We start from the raw sequence: 24,146 nt of genomic DNA, 5'->3' as shown, positions 1-24,146 counted from the left end.
CAGGCATGCGGCAGAGTGGAGCACGTACGTCGTCGTACGACCGACCGGAAGGAACCCCATGCAGCAGCGCACGATCGGACCGTTCACCGTCTCCGCGATCGGGCTGGGCGCCATGCCCGTCTCGATGAACAACGACAACGAGCTCCCCGATCGCGCCGATGCGATCGCGACGGTGCACGCCGCGCTGGACGCCGGGGTCACCTTCATCGACACCGCCGACATCTACGCGCCCTCGTGGGATCAGATGGGTCACAACGAGCGCATCGTGCGTGACGCGCTCGCCTCGTGGGACGGCGACACGAGCGGCATCCTGGTCGGAACGAAGGGCGGCATCACGCGCACCGCCGAGAAGGACTTCGGCCGCGACGGATCGCTCGGCTACCTGCGCTCGGCGGTGCAGCGCTCGATGGAGAACCTCGGTGTCGAGGTCATCGACTTCTACCAGTACCACCGCCCCGACCGGTGGATGGTGTACGGCGAGATCATGCAGAACCTGAAGACCTTGCAGGACGAAGGCCTCGTGCGGGCACTGGGCATCTCCAATGCGAGCGTCGAAGAGATCGCGATCGCCGAGCAGGTGCTCGGCGCGGGCAACCTCGTGAGTGTGCAGAACCAGTTCTCGCCGCGGTATCCGGGCAGTTTCGGCGAGCTGCAGTACTGCGACGCGCACGGCATCGCCTTCCTGCCGTGGAGCCCGCTCGGCGGCACCGGCGGGGGCGGGCGCTCGGTCGGCGATCGGTTCGGCGTCTTCCGTGAGATCGGCGAGGCCCACTCCGTGAGCGCGCAGCAGGTCGTGCTCGCGTGGGAGCTCTCCCTGAGCCCGCGCGTCGTGCCGATTCCGGGGGCGCGACGCGCGGCATCCATCACCGACTCCGCGCGGGCCGCCGACCTCGTGCTCGACGCGGACGAGCTGGCGCGCTGCACCGCCGCGGTGGGGCTGGAGGTCTGACGCCCGCGCCGGAGCGCCTCAGCCCGCCGCGGCCACGGACTCGCTCCGCGAGAACGCGAACGCGTCAAGCAGCCGCTCCGTGTCGGCGAGCTGCTCCAACCACGTGACCCGCACGATGTCGACGCGGTCGTCGGCTTCCTGCAGGCGGCCGAGGTACTCCGCCACCGGGGCGAAGCCCGCAGGGGCGCTCTCGTGCAGCTCCAGCATCTTCATCGCCAGCTTCGTCTGCTCTCCGTAGATCGGAAGCTGCGGCCCGCGCGGTGCCGTCAGTCCGATGAAGTAGAGCTTCTCGAGACCCTTCGGCACGATGCCGCCGGCGTAGCGCAGCGGTACCGCGGAGCGCCGTTCCAGCAGCGCCTCGTCGAGGAACGGCAGGGAGACGTGGAAACCGGTCGCCCAGAGGATCGTGTCGTACTCCCCCTGCGTGCCATCCGCGAAGTGCACCGTGGTGTCCTCGATGCGCTCGATGCCGGGTCGGATGTGCACCCGGCCGTGCTGCACCCAGTACAGCAGCAGGTCGTTGACGACGGCCCGGCCCTCGGCGAGCGTGGTCGCGGCGGGGGCGGGCATACCGGGGTAGTCCTTGGCCTCGCCGATCGAGATCCGGGCGAGCATGCGGGCGATGAAGTCCTGCTCGGTCGGGGAGAACTGCGCCATCCACGCGACTTCCTGCCGGGGCACGCCGAAGTACGACTTGGGCTGGAAGAACATGCCCTCTCGCATGACGATGTCGACCTCGAGCCGGTGCTGGGCGGCGTCGACCGCGAGATCGCACCCGGAGTTGCCGGCACCGACGACGAGAACGCGGGTGCCGGTGATGTCGGAGGTGTTGCGGTACGACCCCGAGTGCACCTGCGTGCCGGAGAAGTCACGGCTGATCGCGGGCACCTTCTGGTCCCACAGATGCCCGTTCGCGACGAAGACGCCGTCGTAGTCGCGGCTCTCTCCGGTGGAGAGCGTGACGCGCCACCCCGCCGATCCCACGGGTCCGTCCGCCGGGCGGGGCTCGACCGCCACGACGGCGACGCCGAAGACCACCTTCTCGTACAGGCCGTGCGCGCTCGCATAGGCGCCGAGGTAGTCGCGCACCTGATCACGCCGTGGGAAGTGGGGATAGTCCGCCGGCATGGGGAAGCCCTCGAACCCGGTCATGTCGCGCGAGGTGATGAGGTGGAGCGCGTCGTAGTCGGTGTTCCAATGTCCACCGACACGCTCGGACTTCTCGAAGCAGTCGACGTCGTATCCGGCACGGGTGAGCTGGACGACGGCCGACATGCCGGCCGCTCCGGCGCCGATCACGCAGTATCGGGTCATTCGGGTGTTCCTTCCTGGGAGGGGGATGTCGCATCGGTGCCGAGCAGGCTCCGTGCCACCGTTCGAAGGGCGTGGTTCCGGGGTCCGGTCGGACGCACATAGCCGCGCGCGGTGGGGGTGACGCCGGCATCGGCGAGCCGCTGCAGCTGCAGCACGTGTTCGAGAGCGAGCCGGTTCGGGTCGATGACGGGGACATCGCTCGCACCGCCCACGCAGGTGTAGCCGTGCGCGGCGAAGATCGCGCCGAGATATCCGCAGCCGACCACCACGGCGTCCGCGCCGTCATCGACGGCGCGGCGCGCGACGGCGTCGAAGCGTCCGATGAGATCGGTGGGGTCGGTGACGGCGCGCACCACGTCACGGTGCGTGGAATCCGGCGCGTAAGCGCGCACCGGGCGCGCAAGGAAAGCGGGAGCGCCCCCGAGCTCGCGGATCTCGTCGGCGAACACCGGGGTCAGGCTCTCGGCGACGGTGACGACGGCCGCGCGGCGACTGAGGGTGGAGAGCGCCCGCACGCTCGCCTCGGCGAGGCCGGTGACCGGCACCGACACGGCCGCGCGAACCGACGGCGTCGGCGCACCCCAGCATCCGATGACGATCGCGTCCATGTCGCCGGCGCTCTCCTCCTCCACGGCGCGAGCGAGAACGACGGCGTCGCTGAGCAGACGATTCGGCGCGGTGCGGATGCCGCCGGCGTCCACACCGGCGTGCACGAGGCGGGTGCGCACTCGCCCGGCCGCGAGGGCGTCGACGTAGTCGGCGAGAAAGCTCCACAACTCGTCCAGCGCGCCGTCGCCGACGGTGGCTTCGAGCCAGACCAGCGTCTTCACGCGTACCCCCGGTTCAGGCGGCGCTCGACCCAGACCGACAGCCAGGTCGCGGGCACGGCGATCGCCGCGTAGATGAGACCGGTGAGGGCATACACCCACAGGTACTGGAAGGTGATGGTGCTCACCTGGTAGGCCTGGCTCATCAACTCGTTGACCGAGATCGAGTACGCGAGCGACGTGCCCTGGAACGACATGATGGCCAGGCCCATCAGTGCCGGGATGGACGCGCGCATGCCCTGCGGAAGCACGACCCGCACGAAGGTCGTCGTGCGCGACAGTCCGAGCGCTGCCGACGCCTCGCGCTGGCCGGCCGGCACCGACTGGATGCCCGAGCGGATCATCTCCGACGAGTAGGCGGCGGCGGTGAACGTGAGACCGATGACCGCGGCCCAGAGGTTCTCGAAGAGCACTCCGAGGGCGGGCAGCCCGAAGTAGACGATGTAGAGGACCACCAGTGCGGGGATGCCGCGGCCCACCTCGACGAGCACGAGACACGGCCAGCGCACCCACCCGCGTCGGGCCGACACGCCGAGCGCGAAGAGCAGCCCGATGAGATAGCCGAGCACGACCGACAGCGCGGTCAACTGCAGGCTGACGATGAGGCCCTGGCCCAGCCGTGGCAGGTAGACGGCGAGATCGATCATGCGACGACCCCCGTGCGCAGGCGCGTGTCGAGGCGACGTGCACTGATCGCGATCGGGATCGAGACCACCAGGTACACGGCCGCGGCCAGGAAGAAGGGAACGATGCCCGCGACGGCGGGATTCTGGCGGGCGAACATCGTGGCCTGGAAGACCATGTCGGCGACACCGATCGTCGAGGCGATCGACGAGTCCTTCAGCAGCGACAGCAGGAAGGTCGCCATCGAGGGCAGCGCCGTGCGGAACGCCTGGGGCGCGAGCACCCGGACGAAGGTCGTCGTGCGCCCGAGGCCGAGCGCGGCGGCCGCCTCGCCCTGCCCGCGGGCGACCGTGGCGAATGCGCCGCGGTAGATCTCCGCGAGGTAGGCGCTGGAGATGACGCCGAGGCCGACGACGGCGGCCGACAGCGAGTCGAAGCGGATCGTGCCCAGCTGCACGCCGAAGTAGATGAGAAAGAGCCACACGATCGGAGGGACCCCACGGACGATGTCCACGACCAGTCGCAGCGCCAGACGCAGCGGCGCGACACGCGAACGCAGGCCGAGCATGAGCGGGATGCCGAGGACGAGCCCGACCGCATACGCGAGCGCCGTGACGAGAAGGGTCATCGGGAGGCCGGCGAGCACGAGGAGCATCGCCGCCGAGATGTCGACGCCGCCCATCTCAACGCTCCAGCACGGCGCTCAGGAAGCGCCGGGTGCGCTCTTCGCGCGGATCGGCCATCACCTCGTTCGGCACGCCCTCCTCGATGATGCGCCCGTCGGCCATGACGACCAGGTGGTCGCCGACGTCGCGGGCGAACTGCATCTCGTGGGTGACGACGATCATCGTCATGCCCGACTCGGCGAGTTCGCGCATCACCGCGAGCACCTCGACGCCGACCTCGGGGTCGAGGGCGCTCGTCGGCTCGTCGAACAGCATGGCGCGGGGGTTCAGTGCGAGGGCGCGCACGATCGCGATGCGCTGCTGCTGACCGCCGGAGCAGCGCCCGGGGTGCTGGTGTGCCTTGTCCTTGAGGCCGACCCGATCGAGCAGTGTCAGTGCGCGGGCCTCGGCCTCATCGCGGTAGCGTCCGAGAATCTTCTCCTGGGGAAAGGCGACGTTGCGCAGCACACTCATGTGCGGGAAGAGATTGAACGACTGGAACACCATCCCGACCTGGCGACGAAGTGCCAGCAGGTCACGATCCGGCACGCGGCGGCCCGCGGTCACGGTCTGCGTGCCGACGGTGATGGTGCCGGCATCCGGGGTCTCGAGGAGGTTCACGCAGCGCAGCAGCGTGCTCTTTCCCGAGCCGGACGGACCGATGAGCGCGGTCACACTGCCCGGGCTCACCGTCATCGAGATGTCGTCGAGCACGAGGTGATCACCGAAGCTCTTGGACAGGTGGGCGATGCTCACGCCGGCGATCGCGAGCTCGTTGGCCTGCGTGATCAGGGGTCGGGACACGGGGTCTCCTCAGGTCCGAGGGGGGACGGGCGGGCGGGGTCGATCGGGGCGGCGGGGGCGTCCGGGGTCGCGCCCCCGCCGCCGCGGTGATCAGCGGATGGAGCCCGCCGCCTTGTCGGCGGGGACGATGAGCGAGTCGGGCAGGTCGTAGCTCGCGTTGAGCTTCGCGAGCGTGCCGTCGGCGCGGAAGCCGTCGATGAGCTCGCTGAACGCGTCGGAGAGCGCCTTGTTGTCCTTGTCGATGGGGAAGGCGATCATCGGCTGCGACGTGGTGATCGCGACGCGGTCGTCCTCCTTCGCCGGCTTCACCTGGAAGCCGGTGTCCTTGTAGGCCACGGTCGCGACCGCGTAGCCGTCGAGGGCCGCCTGGATGCGACCGTTGAGCAGATCCTGCTTCATCTCGGCCGTACCGGGGTAGGTCTTGAACTTGTCGCCGAGGATGCCGGACATGTCGCCCTCCCACGAGAAGCCGGCGCCCGAGCCGACGGCGCCGACGCTCTCCAGTCCCGTGACCGTGTCGATGCCGTCCTTGGAGATGATGCCCATCGAGTCGTAGAAGGTCGGGCTGGTGAAGCCCACCTTCTCGGCCCTGGCAGCGGTGACGTACCATCCGCCGGTGATCATGTCGGTCTTGTGCTGCTCGCTGATCATCGGGATGCCGTTGGCGTAGGTGATCGGCACGAAGGCGAGCGCGAGGCACTCGGCATCCGCGAGCTTGCGGACGACGTCGATCTCGAGGCCCGACGCGTCGGTGCCCTTCGTCTGGGTGTAGGGCAGGTTCTCGGGAACGCCCACCGTGAGCGTTCCGGCGGTGAAGGTCTTCAGTCCCGCGTGCTTCGGTGTGCAGTCCGAGGCGACGGTGGAGGCGGGTGCGGCGGCGCCGGCGCAGCCGGTGAGCAGCACGGCGACGGAGGCGATGGACACGAGCGCCGTGGCGGCGCGTGCGCGGGTGGTGCGGGGCATGGCTTCCTGCTTTCTGGAGTGGTGCTGGGTGGGTTTTCGGGTGGGCTGTGGTCAGACGGCGGTCAGGCCGCCGTCGATCGTGAGGACGGATCCGGTGACGAACGACGAGGCATCGGAGACGAGGTAGCGCACGAGGGGCGAGATCTCCTCCGGTCGAGCCCGTCGTCCCAGGGGGGCACCGGTCGAACTGCCTCCGACGGGCTCGTCGTCGTTCATCGGCGTGTCGACGCCGCCGGGGCAGATCGCGTTGACGCGGACGCGCGGCGCGTATTCGATGGCCGCGACGCGAGTGAGCGCGATGACGGCGGCCTTCGATGCGGAGTAGGCCGCGTAGCCCGCGGTCCCGACCAGCGCCGCGGTGGAGGAGACGTTGACGATGGAGCCTCCCTCGCGCATGAGGGGTGCCAGTGCGCGGATGCCGAGAAAGGCGCCGAGCGCGTTCACCCTGTCGTGCAGCAGCCAGGTCGCGGAGTCGGTGTCGGCGATCCTGCCGTAGCGGAGGATGCCGGCGTTGTTCACAAGACCGACGACGGGTTGCGCCTCGTCCTCGAGCTGAGCGGCCAGCGCGGACCACCCGCCCTCGTCGCCGACGTCCAGCGAGTAGTACCGCGCGTCGGCTCCGCGCTCGCGCAGGCCCGCGGCGACCCTCTGTCCGGCGTCGTCCATGCGGTCGGCCAGCACCAGCGCGTAGCCCGCGTCGGCGAGGGCGGCGGCATGGGCGGCGCCCTGGCCACGCGCGGCCCCGGTGATGACGACGGTGCTCACCGCATCACGTCCGCGCCTGAGAGCACGATCGTCTCCCCGTCGAGGAAAGCGCCGTATTCGGGCTGGGACACGAGCCAGACCCAGGCGGCGATCTCCTCCGGCGTCGCGACGCGACCGAGCGGAATCGACGCCGCGGCGGCCTCCATGCGTCCGGTCGCCGCGTTGCCGGGGGTCGCGACCCAGCCCGGCGCGATGCCGTTGACGCGGATGCCGTCGGGCGCCAGTTCGAGCGCGAGAGCCTTCGTGAGCATGACGACGGCAGCCTTCGACGCACCGTAGAGCAGTTGGCCGCGTGAAACCGTGAACGCATCGACCGACGCGAAGTTCACGACGGAGGCGCCGCGACGCAGGCGTGGCCGGGCCGCGGCGATGACGTTGAGCACGCCGAGCACGTTGATGTCGAAGATGCGCCGGTAGGTCTCCTCGTCGTACGTCGCGAGGGTGGTCGGCGGGTAGACGCCCGCGATGTTGGCGACCACATCGATGCCCTCGTCGCCCGTCAGCACCCCATCGATGGCCGCAACGACCGCGTCGCGGGAGCGGACGTCGGCCACGATGCGCCGGAGGGCTCCGCCGGGCTCGACGTCGGTGTCGGGCCACGCGACGTCGAGGGCGACCACGGTGTAGCCGCGCTCCAGGAACAGCGTGACCGTGCTCGCGCCCATTCCGCTCGCTGCCCCGGTGACAAGGGCGACCGGCGGTGTCGTGGTCTGCATGGGGTGGTCTCCTCGGGTCGGTCGGGCCGTGTAAAACCAGTGGACCATCGACGCACTACCAAGGACAATCCTCAAACCTTTATGGTCAACAGAGGAGAAACCTATGAAAAGGAGGCTCCGTGGCCACTCCCACCGTGCGCCAGCTGCAGTACTTCCTCACCGCTGCCCGGTTGGGAACGTTCTCGGCGGCGGCCGCCGAGCACCACATCGCGCAGCCCAGCCTGTCGGAGCAGATCTCGGTGCTCGAAGCGAGCCTGGGCGTGCGTCTGTTCACCCGCACCACGCGACGACTGCTGCTCACCGATGTGGGCAAGCAGCTCGTGCCCCTCGCCGAGAAGACCCTGGCCGATGTGGACGAGATCGCCGACTTCGGCAGGCGCGTCGGCTCACTCGAAGAGGGCACGGTGCTCTTCGGCACCTTCAACAGCGCGCACCTGTATCTGCTCACCGATCTCATCCGCGAGTTCCATTCCCGGCATCCGGCGGTCAAGGTGAAGGTGACCGGGCTCAACTCCTCCGAGGTCGCCGAGTCGGTGCGAAACGGCGACCTCGAAGCCGGCATCGTCCAGTTGCCGATCGATGACCGACAACTGCGTCTGATCCCCGGAGTCTTCGTCGACCACGTGGTGTACGTGTCGCGCAATCCGGAGCACACCCGCGCTCCGATCGACATCGCGACCCTGTCGACGCGGCCCCTCATCCTCTCCGAGGCCCGATGGTCGCTCGACGATCCCCTCCGGGTCTCACTGCTCGAGCGGGCGCAAGCGGCGGGAGTTCGACTCGACCCGATCATCGAAGTCGAGTTCCAGACGCACGCCCTCGAGCTCGCGGCCCAAGGGGTCGGCGACTCCCTCGTGTCGTACCACGTGGGGCGATCGGTGATCGCGGAGCGCGGGCTGTACATGGCCCCGCTGACGCCCGCGGTGGAGGAGCACTACGCGTTCGTCACCCGGCGCGCAGGATCGATCTCGCCGGCCACCGCGGCGTTCATGGAGCTCGCGCGCCAGATCCTCGCGGGCCTCCAGGGGCCGGCACCGGCCCCGACCATCGGCTGATTTTTCACGACACGCGTGCGCGCGTGCCACGGGAGCGAAACACGCCGCCTCCATGATTGCGGGATGACGGACAACGAGGCGCTCTCGCGCATGGATCCCGAGGATGCCCGCGAGAACGCGCGCGAGCTGACGGGAGATCGCACCGAGGCCGCGCAGGACTTCTCCAGCGAGGACGCCGGGTACCACAAGACGCTGCGCCCACGACAGATTCAGATGATCGCCATCGGCGGCGCCATCGGAACGGGTCTGTTCATGGGCGCCGGCGGCCGCCTCGCCTCCAGCGGCCCCTCGCTGATCCTCGTCTACGCCGTGTGCGGCTTCTTCGCCTTCCTCATCCTGCGCGCGCTCGGCGAGCTGGTGCTGCACCGCCCCTCGTCGGGCTCCTTCGTCTCGTACGCCCGCGAGTTCTACGGCGAGAAGCTCGCGTACGGCGCGGGGTGGATGTACTTCCTCAACTGGGCCATGACCTCGATCGTGGACGTCACCGCCGCGGCCCTGTACGTGAAGTTCTGGGCGCAGTACTGGCAGCCGTTGCAGCAGGTGCCCCAGTGGACGATCGCCTTGATCGCCCTGGTGGTCGTGCTCTCACTCAACCTCGTGAGCGTCAAGCTGTTCGGCGAGATGGAGTTCTGGTTCGCGCTCATCAAGGTCGCCGCGCTCGTCATCTTCTTGATCGTCGGGACCTGCTTCCTGATCTTCAACGGCGCGACCGATGTCGGCGCCACGGGCTTCAGCGTCATCGCCGAGAACGGCGGCCTCTTCCCCATGGGCTTCGTCGCGCCCCTCCTCGCGATCTCCGGCGTCGTGTTCGCCTACGCCGCGATCGAGCTCGTCGGCACCGCCGCCGGTGAGACCGCCAACCCGGAGAAGGTCATGCCGAAGGCGATCAACACGGTGGTCTTCCGCATCGCGATCTTCTACGTCGGCTCGATCCTGCTGCTGTCCCTGCTGCTGCCGTTCAGCACCTACGAGGCCGGGCAGTCGCCCTTCGTGACGTTCTTCTCGCACATCGGCTCGCCCGAGACCGGCGCGATCGCAGGTTCGGTCATGAACTTCGTCGTGCTGACCGCAGCCCTGTCGAGCCTCAACGCGGGCCTGTACTCCACCGGTCGCATCCTCCGCTCGATGTCGGTGAACGGCTCGGCGCCCGCCTTCACCGCGAAGATGAGCAAGAACGGCGTCCCCTACGGCGGCATCCTGCTGACGGCCGCCATCACCCTCGCGGGCGTCGGCATCAACGCGCTGTGGCCGTCGCAGGCGTTCGAGATCGTGCTCGAGGTCTCGGCTCTCGGCATCATCGGCGGCTGGGCGACCATCATCCTCTGCCAGCTCAAGCTCGTGAAGTGGGCGAAGCAGGGCACGCTGCAACGGCCCTCGTTCCGCCTCTTCGGCGCCCCGTTCACCTCATACCTGACACTCGCGTTCCTCGCGTTCGTGCTCGTCACGATGGGCTTCTCGGAGACCGGCCGATGGGTGCTCGCCTCGCTCATCGTGCTGATCCCCGCGCTCATCGTCGGCTGGTTCGCCGCGCGCGGCAAGATCCAGGCCGCCGTCGCGGCACGGGAGGGCTACACGGGCACCTACCCGGTGATCGCCGAGCGCCCGGCGACAGAGGCGGCCAAGCGGCGCCGTTGATCGAGGAGGGGCACGCGGCGCCGACCTGGCAGACTGGGCGCATGCGTCGCTCCCGGACTCCGCGCGTCGCGCGGGGTGCGATCGTCGCCTCCGTCGCGACGTTCACGGCGCTGCTGTCGCACGTCGTCGCGGGCGGCGCGGTTCCGGGGCCGCTCGGCATCCTCGCCCCGTGGCTGCTCGCACTCATGGCATCGACGCTGCTCGCCGGCCGCTCCCTCTCCTTCGCGCGGCTCGGCGCAAGTGTGGTGCTGAGCCAGGCGCTGTTCCACACGCTGTTCGTCATGGGCGCGGTCGCGCCCACGGCAGCGATGCCCGCGATGTCGCATCACGATCACGGCGCGATGAGCCTCGGGATGGATGCCGCGACCACCGCGCCGGCCGCGGGGTTCCTCTCCGCGTTGTGCGCCGACCCGGCCATGTGGGCGCTGCACGCTATCGCTGCGATCGTCACCGTGGCGCTGCTCTACCGCGGCGAACGTGCCGCCCGGGCGCTGCTGACGCTCGCGGCCGACATCCGCGCCTGGGCGCGACGCATCGCTGCGCGCGCCGCCGCGCTGCCCCCGACCGCTCTTCCGGTCCCCCTCCTGGCCGAGACGATCGGCTGGATCGTCCGCCCCGCGGCGCATGTCGGGGATGATCGGCGCCGCGGCCCGCCCCTGACTCTCGCGCTCTGATCCCTGTCCCGCCCGTGACGCGAAGTCCGGGCGGGGATCCGCGTGCGCGCCGACGCGTCGTCCACCCGGACGTCTCTGCATCGGCGTGCGATCGATCGGTGGTGTGCTGTGTCGTCGTCCCGTTTTCATCTGCGAGCGGCCCTTCTCGCCGCGGCCCTGGCGGCCGCGGCAGTGCTCGTGCCCGCTGCGCCGGCCGCGGCTCACGACGAGCTGCTGGCGAGTAGTCCGAGCCCCGGCGCGGCACTCGACAGCGCGCCGACGGAGGTGACGCTCACCTTCTCGGCCGACGTGCTGACGATCGGCGCGGCCGTCATCGTCGCCGACGGCGCCGGGAAGGACTGGGCAGCGGCCGCACCCGCCGTCGACAACGGCGTGGTGTCGGTGCCGCTCGTTCCGGCTCTGCCCGCCGGCGGATACGAGATCCGCTGGCGCGTCGTCTCGCAGGACGGCCATCCGATCAGCGGAGTCGTCCCGTTCACGATCGGAGGCGCGGCGCCGCTGACGCGGACACCCGTCGCCACGCCGGCGACGCGCGCAGCATCGGACGCCGCCACCGCCGACACCACCCCACAGGACCAGAGCGCACGAGAGGACCAGGGGATCATCCGCATCCTCCTGGTCGGCGCGGGCGGGGCGATCATCGCCGTCGCCGCCTACGCCGCCTTCCATCTCCTCCGCCGTAAGAAAGGCACTTCACAGTGAGCATCCACACCACCACCCGCACCCGCCTGACCGTCGCCGCGCGCGCCGGCGCTCTGCTGAGCGTCGGCCTGCTGGCGCTCGCCGGGTGCGCCACCACGACCCCGTCGGCGGGATCGACCCCCTCGACGTCGGCGAGCGCCGCCGACACCAGCGGCGCCGCCGTGACGATCTCCGACGCGTGGGTCAAGGCGGCCGACTCCGGCATGTCCGCCGCCTTCGGCACTCTCCACAACGACTCGAAGACGGACATCACTCTCGTGTCGGCGACCTCGCCGGCATCGTCCATGCTGCAGCTGCACGAGACCGTCGCCGATGCGTCGGGCGCCATGGTCATGAAGGAGAAGAGCGGCGGGTTCGTCATTCCGGCCGGGGGCGATTTCGTGCTCCAGCCGGGCGGCAATCACATCATGCTGATGGACCTGACCGCTCCTCTGAAAGCCGGGGAGGACGCCACCTTCACTCTGACGTTCTCCGACGGCTCGACCACGGAGTTCTCGGCGCCGGTGAAGGACTACTCCGGCGCGAACGAGAACTATCAGGGCGGGGACATGCAGATGAGCCCCACTCCCTCGACGACGCCGAGCCACTGATGGCGGCGCCCGAACAGGGCGCGCGTCGACCGTCGTCGACCCGGCGGCAGTTCCTCCTCGGAGGGGCTGTCGCCGGTGTCGGCGCCGCCGCTGCGATCGGCGTCGACCTCGCCCTCACCTCCACGGCACCCGCGGGCCCGCCGGCGGCGGCATCCGTCCCGCTCAACGGCGCGGATGTCGTGCCGTTCCACGGCGTGCATCAGGCCGGGATCGACACCGACGCCCAGGCGCACGCCACCTTCGTCGCGCTCGATCTTCGTGCCGACGTCGACCGCGAGGGGCTGCGGCGCCTGTTGCGCGTCCTGTCCGACGACGCCGGGCGGCTGACCCAGGGCTCACCCGCCCTCGCCGACTCCGAACCGGAGCTCGCCGCAGCACCGGCGCGACTCACCGTGACCTTCGGCTTCGGGCCGGGCCTCGTCGCTCGCGCCCAGGGCACGGGGCCCGCATGGCTGAGGCCGCTGCCGCCGTTCGGGATCGACCGCCTGCGCGACGAGTTCAGCCACGGTGACCTGCTGCTGCAGATCGCCGGCGACGACCCGCTGACCGTCGCCCACGCGACGCGCATGCTGCTGAAGGACGCGCGCAGCTTCGCCCAGGTCCGCTGGACGCAGCAGGGGTTCCGTCGCGCGTACGGCACGGTCGCTCCCGGCACCACCATGCGCAATCTGTTCGGTCAGGTCGACGGCACCGCCAACCCGCAACCCGGCACGACGCACTTCGACGAGGTCGTCTGGTCGGATGCGGGGTGGCTGGCCGGCGGCACCGGCGCGGTCGTCCGCCGCATCCACATGGACCTCGACAAGTGGGACAAGCTGGACCGCCCGGGTCGAGAGGACTCCGTCGGCCGCACCCTGTCCAACGGCGCGCCGCTCACCGGCACGGCCGAGCACGACGAGCCCGACTTCGACGCGAAGACCCCGATCGGCTTCCCCGTGATCCCCGAGTTCTCTCACATGCGTCGCTCGCGGCCCGATGATGCGAGACAGCGGATCTTCCGTCGTGGCTACAACTACGACGAGCGACCGGCAGGGGGAGACGTCTCCGATTCCGGACTGATCTTCGTGTCGTTCCAGGCCGACGTCGACGCTCAGTTCGTGCCCATCCAGCGGCGGCTCGACGAGCTCGACCTGCTCAACGAGTGGACGACGCCGATCGGGTCGGCGGTGTTCGCCATCCCTCCGGGATGCCAGCCGGGCGGGTACATCGGCGAGACACTGCTGGCGTGAGGGGACGCCGCCGCGAGCCCACCGGTAATAATGCGGAATCGACGGCGCGCGCCTCGCGTCGTGCCCCTATTCTGGAGCGGCGCGAGGTGCGGCACATCCACCGCCGGGGGGTCGGCTCGAAGAGAGGTGTCCTGGGGATGGTGGATGCGGCATCCGTCGCCGTCGTCGACGACCACGAGCTCGTCGCGATGGCGGTGCAGAACCTCCTCGCCGCGACATCCGACGTCGTCTTCGTCGGTCACGCCCGCACGGTCGACGAGCTGGTGCGTCGTTCGCCGCGCGCCGGTCTGGTGCTGCTCGATCTGAGCCTGCGCGACGGAACTCATCCCGCGGACAACGTCGCGGCGCTGCGCCGGTGGGGCGCCCAGGTCCTCGTGCTGACCTCGGGCGAGGACCCCTACCTCGTGCGCGCCGCCTCACGCGCCGACATCCGGGGCGTCGTGAGGAAGTCGGCACCGTCGGCGGGCCTGTTGACCGCGATCGTGTCGGCGTCGCGCGGCGAACACGTCTCGACGGCGGAATGGGCCTCAGCGCTCGACACCGATCCCCTGCTGGAGGGCGCCCCCCTCACCGCACGCGAACGCGAGGTCCTGGCGTTGTACGCCTCGGGGCTGGGGGCGCGGGACGTCGCGACACGGCTGTTCATCTCCGAGAACACGGTCAACGATCACCTCCGTCGCATCCGCTCGGTCTACCACCAGCTGGGGCGCCCGGCCGCGACGAAGGTCGAGCTGTATCAGCGGGGCCTCGAAGACGGCTACGTGCCGGTGCCACGGCGTGAGTGACACGGATGCCGCGGAGCGGGCGGCTCGGCGGGTGCTGCTCGCCACCAGCGGGGCGATGGTCGCCGCCGTCGGCACGTTCAACGTCACCGTCGTGGCCCGCGAACACCCCGTCCTCCCCCTCTGGTATCTGATCGTCGTGATCGCCGCGGCCGCCACCACCATCGTGGGCGGGGCGGCCTCTCCCCTGCTGAGCACCCGGATGCTGCGCCGTACGGCGGGGGCGGCGACGGTGCTGTTCTGGGCGACGGTCATCCTGTTCGCCCCGGCAGCGGCGATGTCGGAGGTGGAGCGCATGCCATGGGTGCTGACCGCCTCCAGCGCCGCGACGGCCTGCGCTCTCGTCGCCTTCGGTCCGCGTGCGGCGTGGGCCACCCTGGCGATCGGGACCCTCGCGGGAGTCGCCTACCGTCTCACGTTCGGAGGCTTCGATCTGGACGGAATCGTCAACGACTCGCACGCCCTGCTGACCGCGGCCGTGGTCTGCGTGCTGGGCGGGCATGTGCTGTCGGTGGGCGCCGGGCTGGACGCCGCCGCGGCCGAGCGGCGTGCCGCCGCCGCCCGCGAGTCGTCCGAGCGGGGCCGCCTGGCGGCGCGGACGCACGCGGCCGCCCTCGTCCACGACGAGGTGCTGGCGACGCTCGTGCTGGCCGCCTCCGAGCTGCCCGTTCCGCTGGATCGGCTCGCCGTCCAGGCGCGGCGCGCGGCGGCGATGGTCACATCTCTCGTCGACGACGGCGCACGCGAGCCTCTCCCCCTGGATGCCGAGCTCGTCATGGAAGCCCGTCGGCACGGTGCGGAGCTGACCTGCGACATCGACGGCCCCCTCCTGCTCGATGACGGGGTGACCACGGCGATGCTGGGGGCGACACGACAGGCGCTGACCAACGCCGCCCGGCATGCCCCGCTCGCGCGGCGACAGGTGCATCTGCGCGCACGGGAGAACGACGTGCGCATCGACATCGTCGACGATGGTCCCGGCTTCGAGATGGCCCGGATCGGCGATGATCGGCTCGGCATCCGCCAGAGCATCGTCGGGCGCATCGAACGCCTCTCGGGCGGCGCCGCCGAGATCGTCTCCGCGCCCGGCGTCGGCACCCGCGTCACACTGCGGTACGCGAAACCCGCCGTCGGCGTCGAGATGGCGGCGGTCACCGACTCCGCGGCGCTGCGGCGCGGCGTGACCCGTATCGGCGTGGGCTACGTCGTTCTGCAGGGGCTGTGCGCAGCCGCCGCGACGGTCATGGCACCGCACACGTGGGCCCTGCAGCTGGCGGCCTTGGTGCTGATCCTGACGACCGCCGAGCTGCTGCGCCGGTCGCTGCCCGCGGCGCCGTCATGGCCCCGGTCGTTCGGTGTCATCGCCCTGGTGGTCGGCACGACGATCGCGACGGTCGTCGTCGCCCCGCTCACCTACGGCACCCTGTGGCCGGTGATGGCGCTGTCGTTCCTGCTCGTGCCGCTGGCCCTGCGAGGACGCACCGGCACGGCACTGGTCGGCGCCGCGCTCGTCGTCGGCGTCCTGATCGCGGCAGGAGCCGCGCAGGGCGTCGCCGCCGGTCAGATCCTCCAGCTGGTCACCCGCCCGGGGCTCGTCGTCGGGGTCGCCGCGCTGATGCTGTACGTCATCGCGCGCATGCAGAGCCGCATCGTCGTGCTGCATCACGAGGCCGTCGCCGCGGCGGAGAGGCAGAGCTGGTCGATGTCGGCTCGTGCCGAACTGCGCGAACGCGCCGACGATCTCGCCGCCTCCGTGGTCCCGCTGTTGAACCGCATCGCCGAAGGGCGCCCTCCCTCATCCGAAGAGCGCCGCGCGTACGCGGCGCAGGAGGGCCGGCTGCGTGATGACCTCCGAGCCGGCGGGCTGGCACGTGAACCTCTGCGCAGCGCCGTCGCCGCGGCGCGTGCGCGCGGAGTCGACGTCGTTCTGCTCGATGACAGCGGCGGGTGCGCGGACGACGGTATCGAAGCGGCCGTGGGCTGGATGGCCGAGAGCGTCGCCGAGGCACGTCGGCACGTCGTCGGGCGCCTGCATCCGGACGGAAGAGCGGTGCGGGCGACCATCGCCGTCGACGGCCGCCCACACGTGTTCGACGCCGTCAGCGGTCACGACCCGTCGAGGAGCTTCCACGGCGAGTAGTCGTGGTCGAGCACCGATCGATCGGGGCGCTGTCCGCGCGACCACCACCGTGCCTCGTATCCGCTGCCGTCGTACATGACGCGGTCGCCCTGGTTGTACAAGGCGGCGGCGGACCATTCCGGGTAGGTGCCCTCCGGCAGCTGAGGAAGGGTGAACGGGCGGTCGGACGAGAGCACGGGGCCCACGTAGGTCCAGGCCGAGGCCGCGGCATCCAGGGAGGGGTCGTCGGGCTGGGGGCCGTCTTCGTTCCACCACTTCGACACGTAGACCGAGCCGCGCCAGACCACGAACACCCCCGCCGAGTAGAACGACTGCGACGTCCACAACGGGAAGGGACTGGTGGTGGCGTCGTCGGGGACGACCGGGCCGTCGTACGGGGTGACGGGCTCCCCCGACGGCGTGCCGGTGTGCCCGTCGGCGAGGATGCCGGCGAAGCTCACGCCGGCCTGATCGATGCCGCTGCACAGGGGCGAGACCCGATGCACGAGCGGGTAGTTCGATCCGCAGGTGCGGTCGCGGTTGAGCGACCACATCGACATCCGCGCGACGCCCTGCGCGGAGGCGAAGGCGGCGAGCGCCCGGGCGTCATCGAGGGTGAAGACCTCGCGCTCGATGTCGCTCTGGCCGATCATCGGGGTCGCACCCAGCAGCGCCCAGGCCCCGCCCGGCGGCAGGGCACGACCGTGGGCGCCCCACAGGTCGGTGACCTGGCGCGCGGTGGCGTTCAGCGCGCTGATCGCGAGCGCGGAGGTCGAGGCTGTGCGATCGTCGGCGTTGAAGTCCATCGTCATGGCGTTGACGCCGGCGACCTCGACGCCGCCGTCGAGCATCGACGAGACCTGGGCGGATCCCTGGGGAGTGAGACCGTCGGGGGCGACCGGCAGGGTGAGCCACACCCGCAACGCCCTGCCTTCGGCACTGCGCTGCTTCTGCAGCAGCGCGATCGCAGCGGCGCGGCGGGTCGTCGCCGCCGCGTCGTCGAGGGCGTCGCGTTCGATATCGAGGTCGACCGTGTCGATGCCGTACCGGTCGAGCACGGTGCCGTACGCCGTTGCCAGGGCGTCGACCGTCGTGCACGCGGAGGCCAGCTCGGTGTTCAGGGCGCCGCCGAACGACACCGCGAGCGGGCGCCCCTCTCGGTGCATCCGCTCGACGCGACGATCGAGCTGGAAGCGCTGTGCGGCGTCGTCGAGGGTGTATGTCCGCCCCCACGTGGGCGTGCAGTCGTCGTCGCTCGCCGCGACGACGAAGGCGAGCACCAGTCCGCCGGGTGCGGCATCCATCGTGCTGCGCGAAAGCTCATCACCGGATTCGAGCGTGACGTCGTAGTACGGCGCGAACCAGCGGTGGGCGGCATCGGCGCCCGTCACCGTCGGGGGCAGCGTCGGCACGACGGCGGCCGCGGTCGCGCCGAGCCCGAGCGCGACCACGACGGCCACGCTGAGAGCGAGCCGCCCGAACGACAGCTCTCGTCCGGCGAATCGCGAGCGCCGGGGCGCGTGCACCGGGCTCATGAGAGCGCCCCGATCGCCTCGCGCGGACCGTCGTCGAGCACCACGGCCCACCGCGGCGAGGTGACGAGGGCGGGCGCGGCGGCATCCTTCTTCTCCACCCAGATCCAGTCCATCCACGCGAACCAGAGATCGGATGCCGCGGCACGCACCCCGATGAGGCGCACGATCGCCCACAGCGTCGCGACCGCGGTGAAGCCCGCGAACACCGCGGTCCCCCACGCCCCGGCCGTGCCCGCGCGCACGCCGACGGCGCCGGCGACGAGCACCATCGCCATGGGCGCCAGGACGAAGAACGCCGGCACGCGGGTGCGCGACGACACTTTCGGCGTCCGCGCGAACCGTGCCTTGCGCCCGGTGAGGATCTGCAGCACCGACGCCGCACTGCCGGCGAGGTTGACGGGCAGCAGAAGGAGATTGAGTCCGTAGATGGCGACGATGTCCCGCCGGTGGTAGCCGAGGAGGCGCAGATCCGAGGCCATCTCGACGAAGTAGGGCAGTGCGATGAGCATGAGCAGGAGGGTGACCAGTTGCCCGTCCATGGGGTAGAGCGTGAGCACGGCGAGCAGGCCCAGGGTGACCCACGAGATCGAACCGAGGTAGTTCAACCGGAGCAGCCGCTCGGCCACGCGCATCGGCTCGCCGTCCCGGCGGCGGCGAGCCACGAGGGCGCGCAGGGCCGGGATGATCAGCAGTCCGCCGTCCGCCCAGCGGCGGCGCTGGATGACGAGGGAGCCGAAGTCGGGCGGTGTGGCGCTGTAGCTGAGGCGCTCCGGGTAGTTCATGAGCGTCCAGCCGTGTTCGGCGATCTCGATGCTCGACTCGGTGTCCTCGATGGCCGTCCGGTCGGAGATGTATCGCGCGATGCGCGTGCCGTCTTCCACCGTCTCACGCCGCAGCGATGCCAGAGCCTGCCAGCGCAGCACGGCGTTCGCGCCCACCCAGAATGTGGCCCCGAATGCCGTGAGGCCCTGGTGCACGATGTGCTGCAGGTCGGTGGTCGCCCCGGCGATGCGCTCGAGCCGCGTCGGAGCTCCGCGATAGGCCGAGTAGGGCGTCTGAGCCACCGCCACGCGCGCGTTCTCCGGCTGCTCGAGGGCGTGCACCAGCGTCGCGCAGTATCCCGGCAGCAGCATCGAGTCGGCGTCCAGCGTCAGCACGAAGTCGGGCTTGGTCACCTCGAGAGTGCTGCGTCCTGTCCCGGCATCCTCGAGCACACGGCGCCCATCCACGACCCGTTCCCGGTAGCGACCGCCGATGAGGCCGAGGTAGGAGTTCAGGTTCATGGCCTTGTTGGGCACGTGCGAGAACGACGCATAGCGCCGGCGCTCGAACGTGGAGGTCTCGGCTCCGAAGACCCGCACGAGACGACTCGCGAGTTGATGAGCACGGGCGAGCGTCAGAGGCGCTGCACCGCTTTCCGCGGCCTCGAGCAGCGCCGCGGCGGTCGCGTCGAGATCGGATGCCAGCCGTCGCAGCACCTGCTCGACGAAGAAGACCTCCACGTGCGTCCGCGTCGGCGCCTCGTCGGCACGTGCGTGCAGCCACCGCGCGCACGCTGCGTGCTCGCGCATCACGACCTCCGTCGCCTCGGCGGGGGAGAGCGCGCCCGAGCGAATGCGGGCGGCGGCGGCATCCACGCGCTCGAAGACCGGGCGCAGCGCGGCATCCAGCTCCGTCGTCAGGGCGCGGCATCCCTCCAACCCCGCGCGCGCCGCATCGTCGATCGGCTCGGGGTCGTCGTCGAGCAGCAACACGACGTTCAGCCGCGGGAACTCCTGCAGCGCCACGGACCAGAGCGCCATCCGCACGAGGTCGGGATCCTCGCGCCGCGACGGCAACAACGCCGTCAGCAGGGGCTCGTGGTCGGAGTAGTGCTCATCGATCGCGATGCGGCGGGGGTGGCGATGCGCCGCGAGACGAGGGAGCGCGCCCGCCCGCGCGAGCAGGTACATGCAGGCCGAGAAAGTGAGTGCGGTCACCGAGACGAGGAACACGGTTGTGGCCAGCAGCTGGGTGGCGTCGACGAGCGCACCGCCGCGCGAGAGGGCGACGATCACCGTGGCGAGGTAGAGCATCCACAGCACCACGCAGGAGATCAGTGCGACCCGAGACCGCGCGATGCGGGCTGTGGAAGGGCGCGCGTGCGTGGCGGGCTGCGGGGTCGCGTCGCGATCGGTGCCGCGCTGTCGGCGACGGGCGCGGGTGACGGCAGTGTCTGAGGTCATGGTCGACGTTCCTTCGACGGGGGGCCGAGGCGTCGGGGAGTCGCCGCGGCGACGCGGCCGACAAGTCCCAGGTCGGTCACGTTAAGCGCCATCGTGCCCGCAGCGGCTGCCTCGGCGCGGCCGTTTCGACCACCGGAATCGGTGGTTTCCCGCGGCACTCGACGAAAGCTGCCTTACCGATCCAGGCGCGAGAGGTGCTCGATGAGCCGCATCGGCAGGCCGGAATCCGCACCGAAGAAGTCGTCGTCTGCGGCTTCGACCGCACTGTTGGCCGCCCTCGCCAGGCGCTCCCCTGCAGCGGTGGCCAGCACGCGCCGCGCCCTGGCGTCAGCGGGGTCGACGCGCCGTTCGACGAGCCCCTTTGCTTCCAGCGCGCGGAGCACCTGCGAGACCATCATGGGGTCCGTGCGCACGGTGTGGGCGAGGTCGACCTGGGTGGTTCCTTCAGGATCGGCTCGCCAGGTGAGGGCGGCGAGCAGCACGAACTGCACGTGCGTCAGGTCGAACGGTGCGAGCGTGCGGCGCATCACCGCCTGCCACCGATTGGTGACACGCCAGAGCATGAATCCCGGGCTGGCGTCATCGGACTCGAATCGCGTGTGCAACCCCGCTGTCATGAGTCGTTCTTCGCCTCCTCGATCGGCACCGAGAGCCACTCTGTCACGGGGTCTCGACGAGTGCGATGAGACGATCGAGATCCTCCGGGACCGAGACCGAGAACCCCTTGAAGGCCGTCCGCGCCCACACCCGCGCGAGGGGACCGGTCATCCACACGCGGACGGTGAGCGTGGACCCATTGGGCGCGGACTCGACCGTGTGTCGGAACGTGAGGCGTGCCCCCGGCACGCTGCTGACGTCGGTGTACACGCGGTCCTGCTCGCACTCGGAGATCGTGAACCGGGTCTTCGGGCCGCCCACCGGCTTCAATACGCCCCGTGTGCCGGCGCGCACGGGGCCCTCCACACGCACCCACTCGGTGTCGGGCGACCACTCCGGCCATGACGCGTGGTCGATCCATCGCGCGAAGTAGTCTGCGGGCGCGGCGGAGGAGGTGCGGACGGCGGCAGCGAGTTCTATCATGGATTTAATATGCGCGCTTACTATGCGGATGTCAAGTGCCGTGACATTCGGGCCTTCCCGGTGCTCGTGATCAACGAGCGCCGGCACCGATATGGTCACCTCATGTCGATCCCCGCTGACAGCCCCCTCGCCACGGCACCTTCGCCGACACCCGATGCCTACCGAACGTTCGGAATCGTCGGATTCGTGCTGTCGTTCTTCGTCATCCTCAATCTCGCCGGACTCGCGATCAGCATCATCGCGTTGGTCGGCTCTCGTCGGCAGGGGCACCGCAACGGACTCGCGCTCGCGGGCGTCGTCATCGCAGGCGCCGGCGTCGCCGTGACACTGGTGATCGTGTTCGTGCTCGGCGCCACCGTGGTGGATGCCGGGCAGACCTGTGCTCGCCTCGGAGAAGGCGTGCACACCGCGGGACCCGCGACCTACACCTGCGGCCCCGGCTCGTTCTACGTCCGCTATGGCGGTTGACCGACAGCGAAAGCACCGATGACGAAGGCCCCGACATCCGCGCGATTTCGCGGGAGTCGGGGCCTTCGTGATGGCGGTGACGGTGGGATTTGAACCCACGGTAGGGGGTTACCCTACACAACTTTTCGAGAGTTGCACCTTCGGCCGCTCGGACACGTCACCGCCGACTAGCTTACGACACTCCGCGGGATGCCGCGAACCGGCTGCAGCGAGGGTGGCCCTGCCCACCCCCTTCACGATGTCGCCGGGGCGCCCTAGCGTGAGGGCATGGGAGAGCTCGGGCGATGACGCGGCAGATGACACCACAGCAGCGACTCGTCCTCGCGATCGCCATCCTGGGGTCGTTCGTCGCTTTCCTCGACGGCACCATCGTCAACGTCGCCCTCCCCGCCATCGCCCGCGACCTCGGCGGCGGCCTGTCCACCCAGCAGTGGACGGTCGACGCCTACCTCGTGACACTGGGTGCCCTCATCCTGGTGGCCGGCGCGGTGAGCGATGCGTTCGGCCGGGTTCTCGTGCTGCGCATCGGCCTCATCGGCTTCGGCATCGCCTCGGTGGGTGTCGCCCTCTCCCCCACCCCTGAACTCCTCGTCGCCGCACGTGCGGTCCAGGGTGCCGCCGGGGCTTTCCTCGTGCCGAGCTCTCTCGCCCTCATCACCGCGACGATGCACGAACCGCTGCGCTCTCGCGCCATCGGCATCTGGACGGCATCCACGACGGGCGCCATGATCATCGGCCCCCTGGTGGGCGGGCTCATCGTCGACAACTCTTCGTGGCGATGGGCGTTCGGGATCAACCTGCTGCCGATCGGCATCGCGCTGTGGCTGCTGACACGGCTCGAGCACCGTGACGAACGCCGCGCGGACGCCCGGGTCGACGTGCTCGGAGCGATCATGTGCACCCTCGGCCTCGGCGCGGCCGTCTTCGCCCTCATCGAGCAGCCGAACCTCGGCTGGGGGTCCCCGGCGATCTGGATGCCGGGGCTCGCCGGCCTCGTGCTGCTCGCCGGATTCGTCTGGCGACAACGCCAGGTCGCCGACCCGATCCTGCCGCTCGATCTCTTCCGCAGCCGCAACTTCTCCGCCGGCAACCTGTCGACGCTGTTCATCTACGCGGCCCTCGCCCTCAACGGGTTCGTCCTGGCCGTCTACCTGCAGCAGGGGGCCGGCCTCAGCGCGACCCTCGCGGGCCTCGCCAGTCTGCCCTCGACCCTGCTCATGATCGCGCTCAGCTCACGCATCGGCACCCTGGTCGGACGATGGGGACCGCGTCTGTTCATGACCGCCGGGCCGCTCATCATGTCGGTCGGCGCGCTGTTGCTGCTGCTCGTCGCCGACGACTTCGACTACTGGTGGCAGGTGCTCCCGGGCATGGTCGTGTTCGGGCTCGGACTCGCCCTCACCGTGTCTCCCCTCACCTCGACGATCCTCGGGGCCGCCGACCCGGAGCGATCCGGCATCGCCTCCGCGGTCAACAACGCCGTCGCCCGCGTGGCGGGGCTGCTGCCGATCGCAGCCCTTGCCGCGATCACCGGTGGCGCACTCGATCTGGCCGGCTTCCACCGGGCGGCGGTCACCACGGCCGCGCTTCTCATCGTCGGCGGACTGGTCTCGCTTCTCGGCATCCGCAACCCACGCCGATCCAGCTCGGATGCGTCGGGAGGAGACGCCGAGGGAGTCGCTCACCCGGCGGCGGAGCCTCCGGGCCCGTAGAGCGCCGCGATGCCGGGCGACCCGATGCCGCCCTCGTACGTCGGATGCTGCGGCCACCCGGGCGGCGAATCCTCCCACGCCTCCTGCCGCCCGAACGGCAGCACGTCGATCAGGCCGTGAAGGTATCCGAGCTGCTCGGTGCCGCGCCCGTCGGTGTGCCACGTGCGGTACACCTTCTCGCCGTCGCGCAGAAACACGTTGACCGCGAACCCCGCGTCCGGCGGCGCCCCCATGTCGACCCCGAACGGACTGTGCGCCGTCGAATACCAGTCCATGCGGTTGCCCACGCGCTCCCTGTAGGCGAGCGCCTCGTCGATCGGACCCTGCGTCACGATGACGAACCGTGCGTCGTAGTCGTCGAGGAACTCCAGCCGCGTGAATTGCGCCGTCCAGCTCGTGCAGCCCGGGCACTGCCACTGCTTCCCGTCCGTCCACATGTGGCTGTAGACGATCAACTGTCGCCTGTCGCCGAAGAGGTCGACGAGGCGCACGGGACCGTCGGGACCCTCGAGCACATAGTCGGGCAGCTCGACCATCGGCAGACGTCGCCGCTGCGCGGCGATCGCGTCGAGCTCTCGGGTCGCCGCCTTCTCGCGCACGCGCAGAGCGGCCAACTCGCGCCGCCAGGTGTCGAGGTCGACCACCGGAGGCAGGGCAGGGGCATCGTCCGTCATGCCGGCATCCTTCGCCCCTCGGACGCCGTCCGCAAGACC

Annotated in this window: 24 protein-coding genes and 1 tRNA gene; 11 read left to right on the top strand and 14 right to left on the bottom strand. The window is 70.3% G+C overall.

Annotated elements, in window-relative coordinates; genetic code table 11:
- Window positions 1-58: 58 nt before the first annotated feature.
- Entirely contained in the window at window positions 59-949 is an 891-nt protein-coding gene (locus tag CEP17_RS11655; RefSeq protein WP_036318417.1) for an aldo/keto reductase, read from the top strand.
- An 18-nt stretch (window positions 950-967) separates the two neighbouring features.
- On the opposite strand, the gene CEP17_RS11650 is transcribed toward CEP17_RS11655, so the two are convergent.
- The 8 genes from CEP17_RS11650 to CEP17_RS11615 all read right to left on the bottom strand — a co-directional run bounded on the left by CEP17_RS11650 (window position 968) and on the right by CEP17_RS11615 (window position 7,627).
- Window positions 968-2,263, bottom strand: coding sequence for an NAD(P)/FAD-dependent oxidoreductase (locus CEP17_RS11650; protein ID WP_112932357.1), 1,296 nt, complete (start codon window positions 2,261-2,263; stop codon window positions 968-970).
- Entirely contained in the window at window positions 2,260-3,093 is an 834-nt protein-coding gene (locus CEP17_RS11645) for an aspartate/glutamate racemase family protein (RefSeq protein ID WP_112932356.1), read from the bottom strand. The genes CEP17_RS11650 and CEP17_RS11645 overlap by 4 nt, the downstream gene beginning before the upstream one ends.
- Window positions 3,090-3,737: an amino acid ABC transporter permease gene (locus CEP17_RS11640; protein WP_112932355.1), complete on the bottom strand. Its 648-nt coding sequence runs from the start codon at window positions 3,735-3,737 to the stop codon at window positions 3,090-3,092. Before CEP17_RS11640 ends, CEP17_RS11645 begins: the two co-directional genes overlap by 4 nt.
- Window positions 3,734-4,396 carry an amino acid ABC transporter permease gene (locus CEP17_RS11635; RefSeq protein ID WP_036321228.1) on the bottom strand — a complete coding sequence of 221 codons (663 nt, stop codon included), beginning with the start codon at window positions 4,394-4,396 and terminating at the stop codon, window positions 3,734-3,736. Before CEP17_RS11635 ends, CEP17_RS11640 begins: the two co-directional genes overlap by 4 nt.
- 1 nt (window position 4,397) lies before the next feature.
- A complete protein-coding gene (locus tag CEP17_RS11630; protein ID WP_275427284.1) occupies window positions 4,398-5,183 on the bottom strand; it encodes an amino acid ABC transporter ATP-binding protein in 786 nt (261 codons plus the stop codon).
- Window positions 5,184-5,273: 90 nt separating this feature from the next.
- On the bottom strand, window positions 5,274-6,146 hold the full coding sequence (locus tag CEP17_RS11625) for a transporter substrate-binding domain-containing protein (RefSeq protein ID WP_112932354.1): 873 nt from the start codon (window positions 6,144-6,146) through the stop codon (window positions 5,274-5,276).
- Window positions 6,147-6,197: 51 nt separating this feature from the next.
- The gene (locus CEP17_RS11620; protein ID WP_112932353.1) at window positions 6,198-6,911 is read right to left on the bottom strand and encodes an SDR family oxidoreductase; all 714 of its coding nucleotides are present in this window, start codon (window positions 6,909-6,911) and stop codon (window positions 6,198-6,200) included.
- Window positions 6,908-7,627: an SDR family oxidoreductase gene (locus tag CEP17_RS11615; protein ID WP_112932352.1), complete on the bottom strand. Its 720-nt coding sequence runs from the start codon at window positions 7,625-7,627 to the stop codon at window positions 6,908-6,910. Before CEP17_RS11615 ends, CEP17_RS11620 begins: the two co-directional genes overlap by 4 nt.
- 119 nt (window positions 7,628-7,746) lie before the next feature.
- Between CEP17_RS11615 and CEP17_RS11610 the strand changes: the two genes are divergently transcribed.
- The 8 genes from CEP17_RS11610 to CEP17_RS11575 all read left to right on the top strand — a co-directional run bounded on the left by CEP17_RS11610 (window position 7,747) and on the right by CEP17_RS11575 (window position 16,434).
- Complete coding sequence (locus CEP17_RS11610; RefSeq protein WP_036321221.1) at window positions 7,747-8,682, top strand: LysR family transcriptional regulator; 936 nt, start codon at window positions 7,747-7,749, stop codon at window positions 8,680-8,682.
- A gap of 63 nt (window positions 8,683-8,745) precedes the next feature.
- The gene (locus CEP17_RS11605; RefSeq protein WP_036321219.1) at window positions 8,746-10,317 is read left to right on the top strand and encodes an amino acid permease; all 1,572 of its coding nucleotides are present in this window, start codon (window positions 8,746-8,748) and stop codon (window positions 10,315-10,317) included.
- A gap of 41 nt (window positions 10,318-10,358) precedes the next feature.
- Window positions 10,359-10,991 carry a hypothetical protein gene (locus CEP17_RS11600; protein ID WP_112932351.1) on the top strand — a complete coding sequence of 211 codons (633 nt, stop codon included), beginning with the start codon at window positions 10,359-10,361 and terminating at the stop codon, window positions 10,989-10,991.
- Window positions 10,992-11,099: 108 nt separating this feature from the next.
- Complete coding sequence (locus CEP17_RS11595) at window positions 11,100-11,693, top strand: copper resistance CopC family protein (protein WP_239498520.1); 594 nt, start codon at window positions 11,100-11,102, stop codon at window positions 11,691-11,693.
- A complete protein-coding gene (locus CEP17_RS11590; RefSeq protein WP_239498519.1) occupies window positions 11,690-12,283 on the top strand; it encodes a copper chaperone PCu(A)C in 594 nt (197 codons plus the stop codon). The genes CEP17_RS11595 and CEP17_RS11590 overlap by 4 nt, the downstream gene beginning before the upstream one ends.
- The gene (locus tag CEP17_RS11585; RefSeq protein WP_112932350.1) at window positions 12,283-13,512 is read left to right on the top strand and encodes a Dyp-type peroxidase; all 1,230 of its coding nucleotides are present in this window, start codon (window positions 12,283-12,285) and stop codon (window positions 13,510-13,512) included. The genes CEP17_RS11590 and CEP17_RS11585 overlap by 1 nt, the downstream gene beginning before the upstream one ends.
- Window positions 13,509-14,297 (top strand): response regulator transcription factor, encoded by a 789-nt coding sequence (locus CEP17_RS11580; RefSeq protein ID WP_239498518.1) that lies wholly within the window; start codon window positions 13,509-13,511, stop codon window positions 14,295-14,297. The genes CEP17_RS11585 and CEP17_RS11580 overlap by 4 nt, the downstream gene beginning before the upstream one ends.
- Window positions 14,290-16,434 carry an ATP-binding protein gene (locus tag CEP17_RS11575; protein WP_162722447.1) on the top strand — a complete coding sequence of 715 codons (2,145 nt, stop codon included), beginning with the start codon at window positions 14,290-14,292 and terminating at the stop codon, window positions 16,432-16,434. The genes CEP17_RS11580 and CEP17_RS11575 overlap by 8 nt, the downstream gene beginning before the upstream one ends.
- On the opposite strand, the gene CEP17_RS11570 is transcribed toward CEP17_RS11575, so the two are convergent.
- The 4 genes from CEP17_RS11570 to CEP17_RS11555 form a co-directional block, all read right to left on the bottom strand.
- The gene (locus tag CEP17_RS11570; protein ID WP_162722446.1) at window positions 16,401-17,948 is read right to left on the bottom strand and encodes a carbohydrate-binding protein; all 1,548 of its coding nucleotides are present in this window, start codon (window positions 17,946-17,948) and stop codon (window positions 16,401-16,403) included. The genes CEP17_RS11575 and CEP17_RS11570 overlap by 34 nt on opposite strands.
- Window positions 17,945-20,173: a glycosyltransferase family 2 protein gene (locus CEP17_RS11565; RefSeq protein ID WP_112932346.1), complete on the bottom strand. Its 2,229-nt coding sequence runs from the start codon at window positions 20,171-20,173 to the stop codon at window positions 17,945-17,947. The genes CEP17_RS11570 and CEP17_RS11565 overlap by 4 nt, the downstream gene beginning before the upstream one ends.
- A 173-nt stretch (window positions 20,174-20,346) precedes the next feature.
- The gene (locus tag CEP17_RS11560) at window positions 20,347-20,790 is read right to left on the bottom strand and encodes a MarR family winged helix-turn-helix transcriptional regulator (protein ID WP_112932345.1); all 444 of its coding nucleotides are present in this window, start codon (window positions 20,788-20,790) and stop codon (window positions 20,347-20,349) included.
- 43 nt (window positions 20,791-20,833) lie between these two features.
- Window positions 20,834-21,253 carry an SRPBCC family protein gene (locus CEP17_RS11555; protein WP_036287065.1) on the bottom strand — a complete coding sequence of 140 codons (420 nt, stop codon included), beginning with the start codon at window positions 21,251-21,253 and terminating at the stop codon, window positions 20,834-20,836.
- A 102-nt stretch (window positions 21,254-21,355) separates the two neighbouring features.
- On the opposite strand from CEP17_RS11555, the gene CEP17_RS11550 reads away from it, so the two are divergent.
- Entirely contained in the window at window positions 21,356-21,721 is a 366-nt protein-coding gene (locus CEP17_RS11550; RefSeq protein WP_135948639.1) for a hypothetical protein, read from the top strand.
- A 71-nt stretch (window positions 21,722-21,792) separates the two neighbouring features.
- On the opposite strand, the gene CEP17_RS11545 is transcribed toward CEP17_RS11550, so the two are convergent.
- A tRNA-Ser gene (locus tag CEP17_RS11545) sits at window positions 21,793-21,883 on the bottom strand.
- Window positions 21,884-22,005: 122 nt separating this feature from the next.
- Between CEP17_RS11545 and CEP17_RS11540 the strand changes: the two genes are divergently transcribed.
- Entirely contained in the window at window positions 22,006-23,433 is a 1,428-nt protein-coding gene (locus CEP17_RS11540; RefSeq protein WP_112932344.1) for an MFS transporter, read from the top strand.
- On the opposite strand, the gene CEP17_RS11535 is transcribed toward CEP17_RS11540, so the two are convergent.
- On the bottom strand, window positions 23,403-24,107 hold the full coding sequence (locus CEP17_RS11535; RefSeq protein ID WP_112932343.1) for a DUF899 family protein: 705 nt from the start codon (window positions 24,105-24,107) through the stop codon (window positions 23,403-23,405). The two genes, CEP17_RS11540 and CEP17_RS11535, sit on opposite strands and share 31 nt — an antisense overlap.
- Window positions 24,108-24,146: the final 39 nt, after the last annotated feature.

It is taken from the genome of Microbacterium sp. PM5 (genome assembly GCF_003293595.1).
Lineage (GTDB): Bacteria > Actinomycetota > Actinomycetes > Actinomycetales > Microbacteriaceae > Microbacterium.
The sequence above is the reverse complement of the archived record's forward strand: the minus strand, read 5'-3'. Positions and strand labels throughout refer to the sequence as shown.

Excerpts from the sequence above, each read along its gene's own strand:
- CEP17_RS11655 (WP_036318417.1), top strand. The coding sequence starts at position 59 with ATGCAGCAGCGCACGATCGGACCGTTCACCGTCTCCGCGATCGGGCTG.
- CEP17_RS11650 (WP_112932357.1), bottom strand. The coding sequence starts at position 2,263 with ATGACCCGATACTGCGTGATCGGCGCCGGAGCGGCCGGCATGTCGGCC.
- CEP17_RS11640 (WP_112932355.1), bottom strand. The coding sequence starts at position 3,737 with ATGATCGATCTCGCCGTCTACCTGCCACGGCTGGGCCAGGGCCTCATC.
- CEP17_RS11635 (WP_036321228.1), bottom strand. The coding sequence starts at position 4,396 with ATGGGCGGCGTCGACATCTCGGCGGCGATGCTCCTCGTGCTCGCCGGC.
- CEP17_RS11625 (WP_112932354.1), bottom strand. The coding sequence starts at position 6,146 with ATGCCCCGCACCACCCGCGCACGCGCCGCCACGGCGCTCGTGTCCATC.
- CEP17_RS11615 (WP_112932352.1), bottom strand. The coding sequence starts at position 7,627 with ATGCAGACCACGACACCGCCGGTCGCCCTTGTCACCGGGGCAGCGAGC.
- CEP17_RS11605 (WP_036321219.1), top strand. The coding sequence starts at position 8,746 with ATGACGGACAACGAGGCGCTCTCGCGCATGGATCCCGAGGATGCCCGC.
- CEP17_RS11600 (WP_112932351.1), top strand. The coding sequence starts at position 10,359 with ATGCGTCGCTCCCGGACTCCGCGCGTCGCGCGGGGTGCGATCGTCGCC.
- CEP17_RS11585 (WP_112932350.1), top strand. The coding sequence starts at position 12,283 with ATGGCGGCGCCCGAACAGGGCGCGCGTCGACCGTCGTCGACCCGGCGG.
- CEP17_RS11570 (WP_162722446.1), bottom strand. The coding sequence starts at position 17,948 with ATGAGCCCGGTGCACGCGCCCCGGCGCTCGCGATTCGCCGGACGAGAG.
- CEP17_RS11565 (WP_112932346.1), bottom strand. The coding sequence starts at position 20,173 with ATGACCTCAGACACTGCCGTCACCCGCGCCCGTCGCCGACAGCGCGGC.
- CEP17_RS11560 (WP_112932345.1), bottom strand. The coding sequence starts at position 20,790 with ATGACAGCGGGGTTGCACACGCGATTCGAGTCCGATGACGCCAGCCCG.
- CEP17_RS11555 (WP_036287065.1), bottom strand. The coding sequence starts at position 21,253 with ATGATAGAACTCGCTGCCGCCGTCCGCACCTCCTCCGCCGCGCCCGCA.
- CEP17_RS11550 (WP_135948639.1), top strand. The coding sequence starts at position 21,356 with ATGTCGATCCCCGCTGACAGCCCCCTCGCCACGGCACCTTCGCCGACA.
- CEP17_RS11540 (WP_112932344.1), top strand. The coding sequence starts at position 22,006 with ATGACGCGGCAGATGACACCACAGCAGCGACTCGTCCTCGCGATCGCC.
- CEP17_RS11535 (WP_112932343.1), bottom strand. The coding sequence starts at position 24,107 with ATGACGGACGATGCCCCTGCCCTGCCTCCGGTGGTCGACCTCGACACC.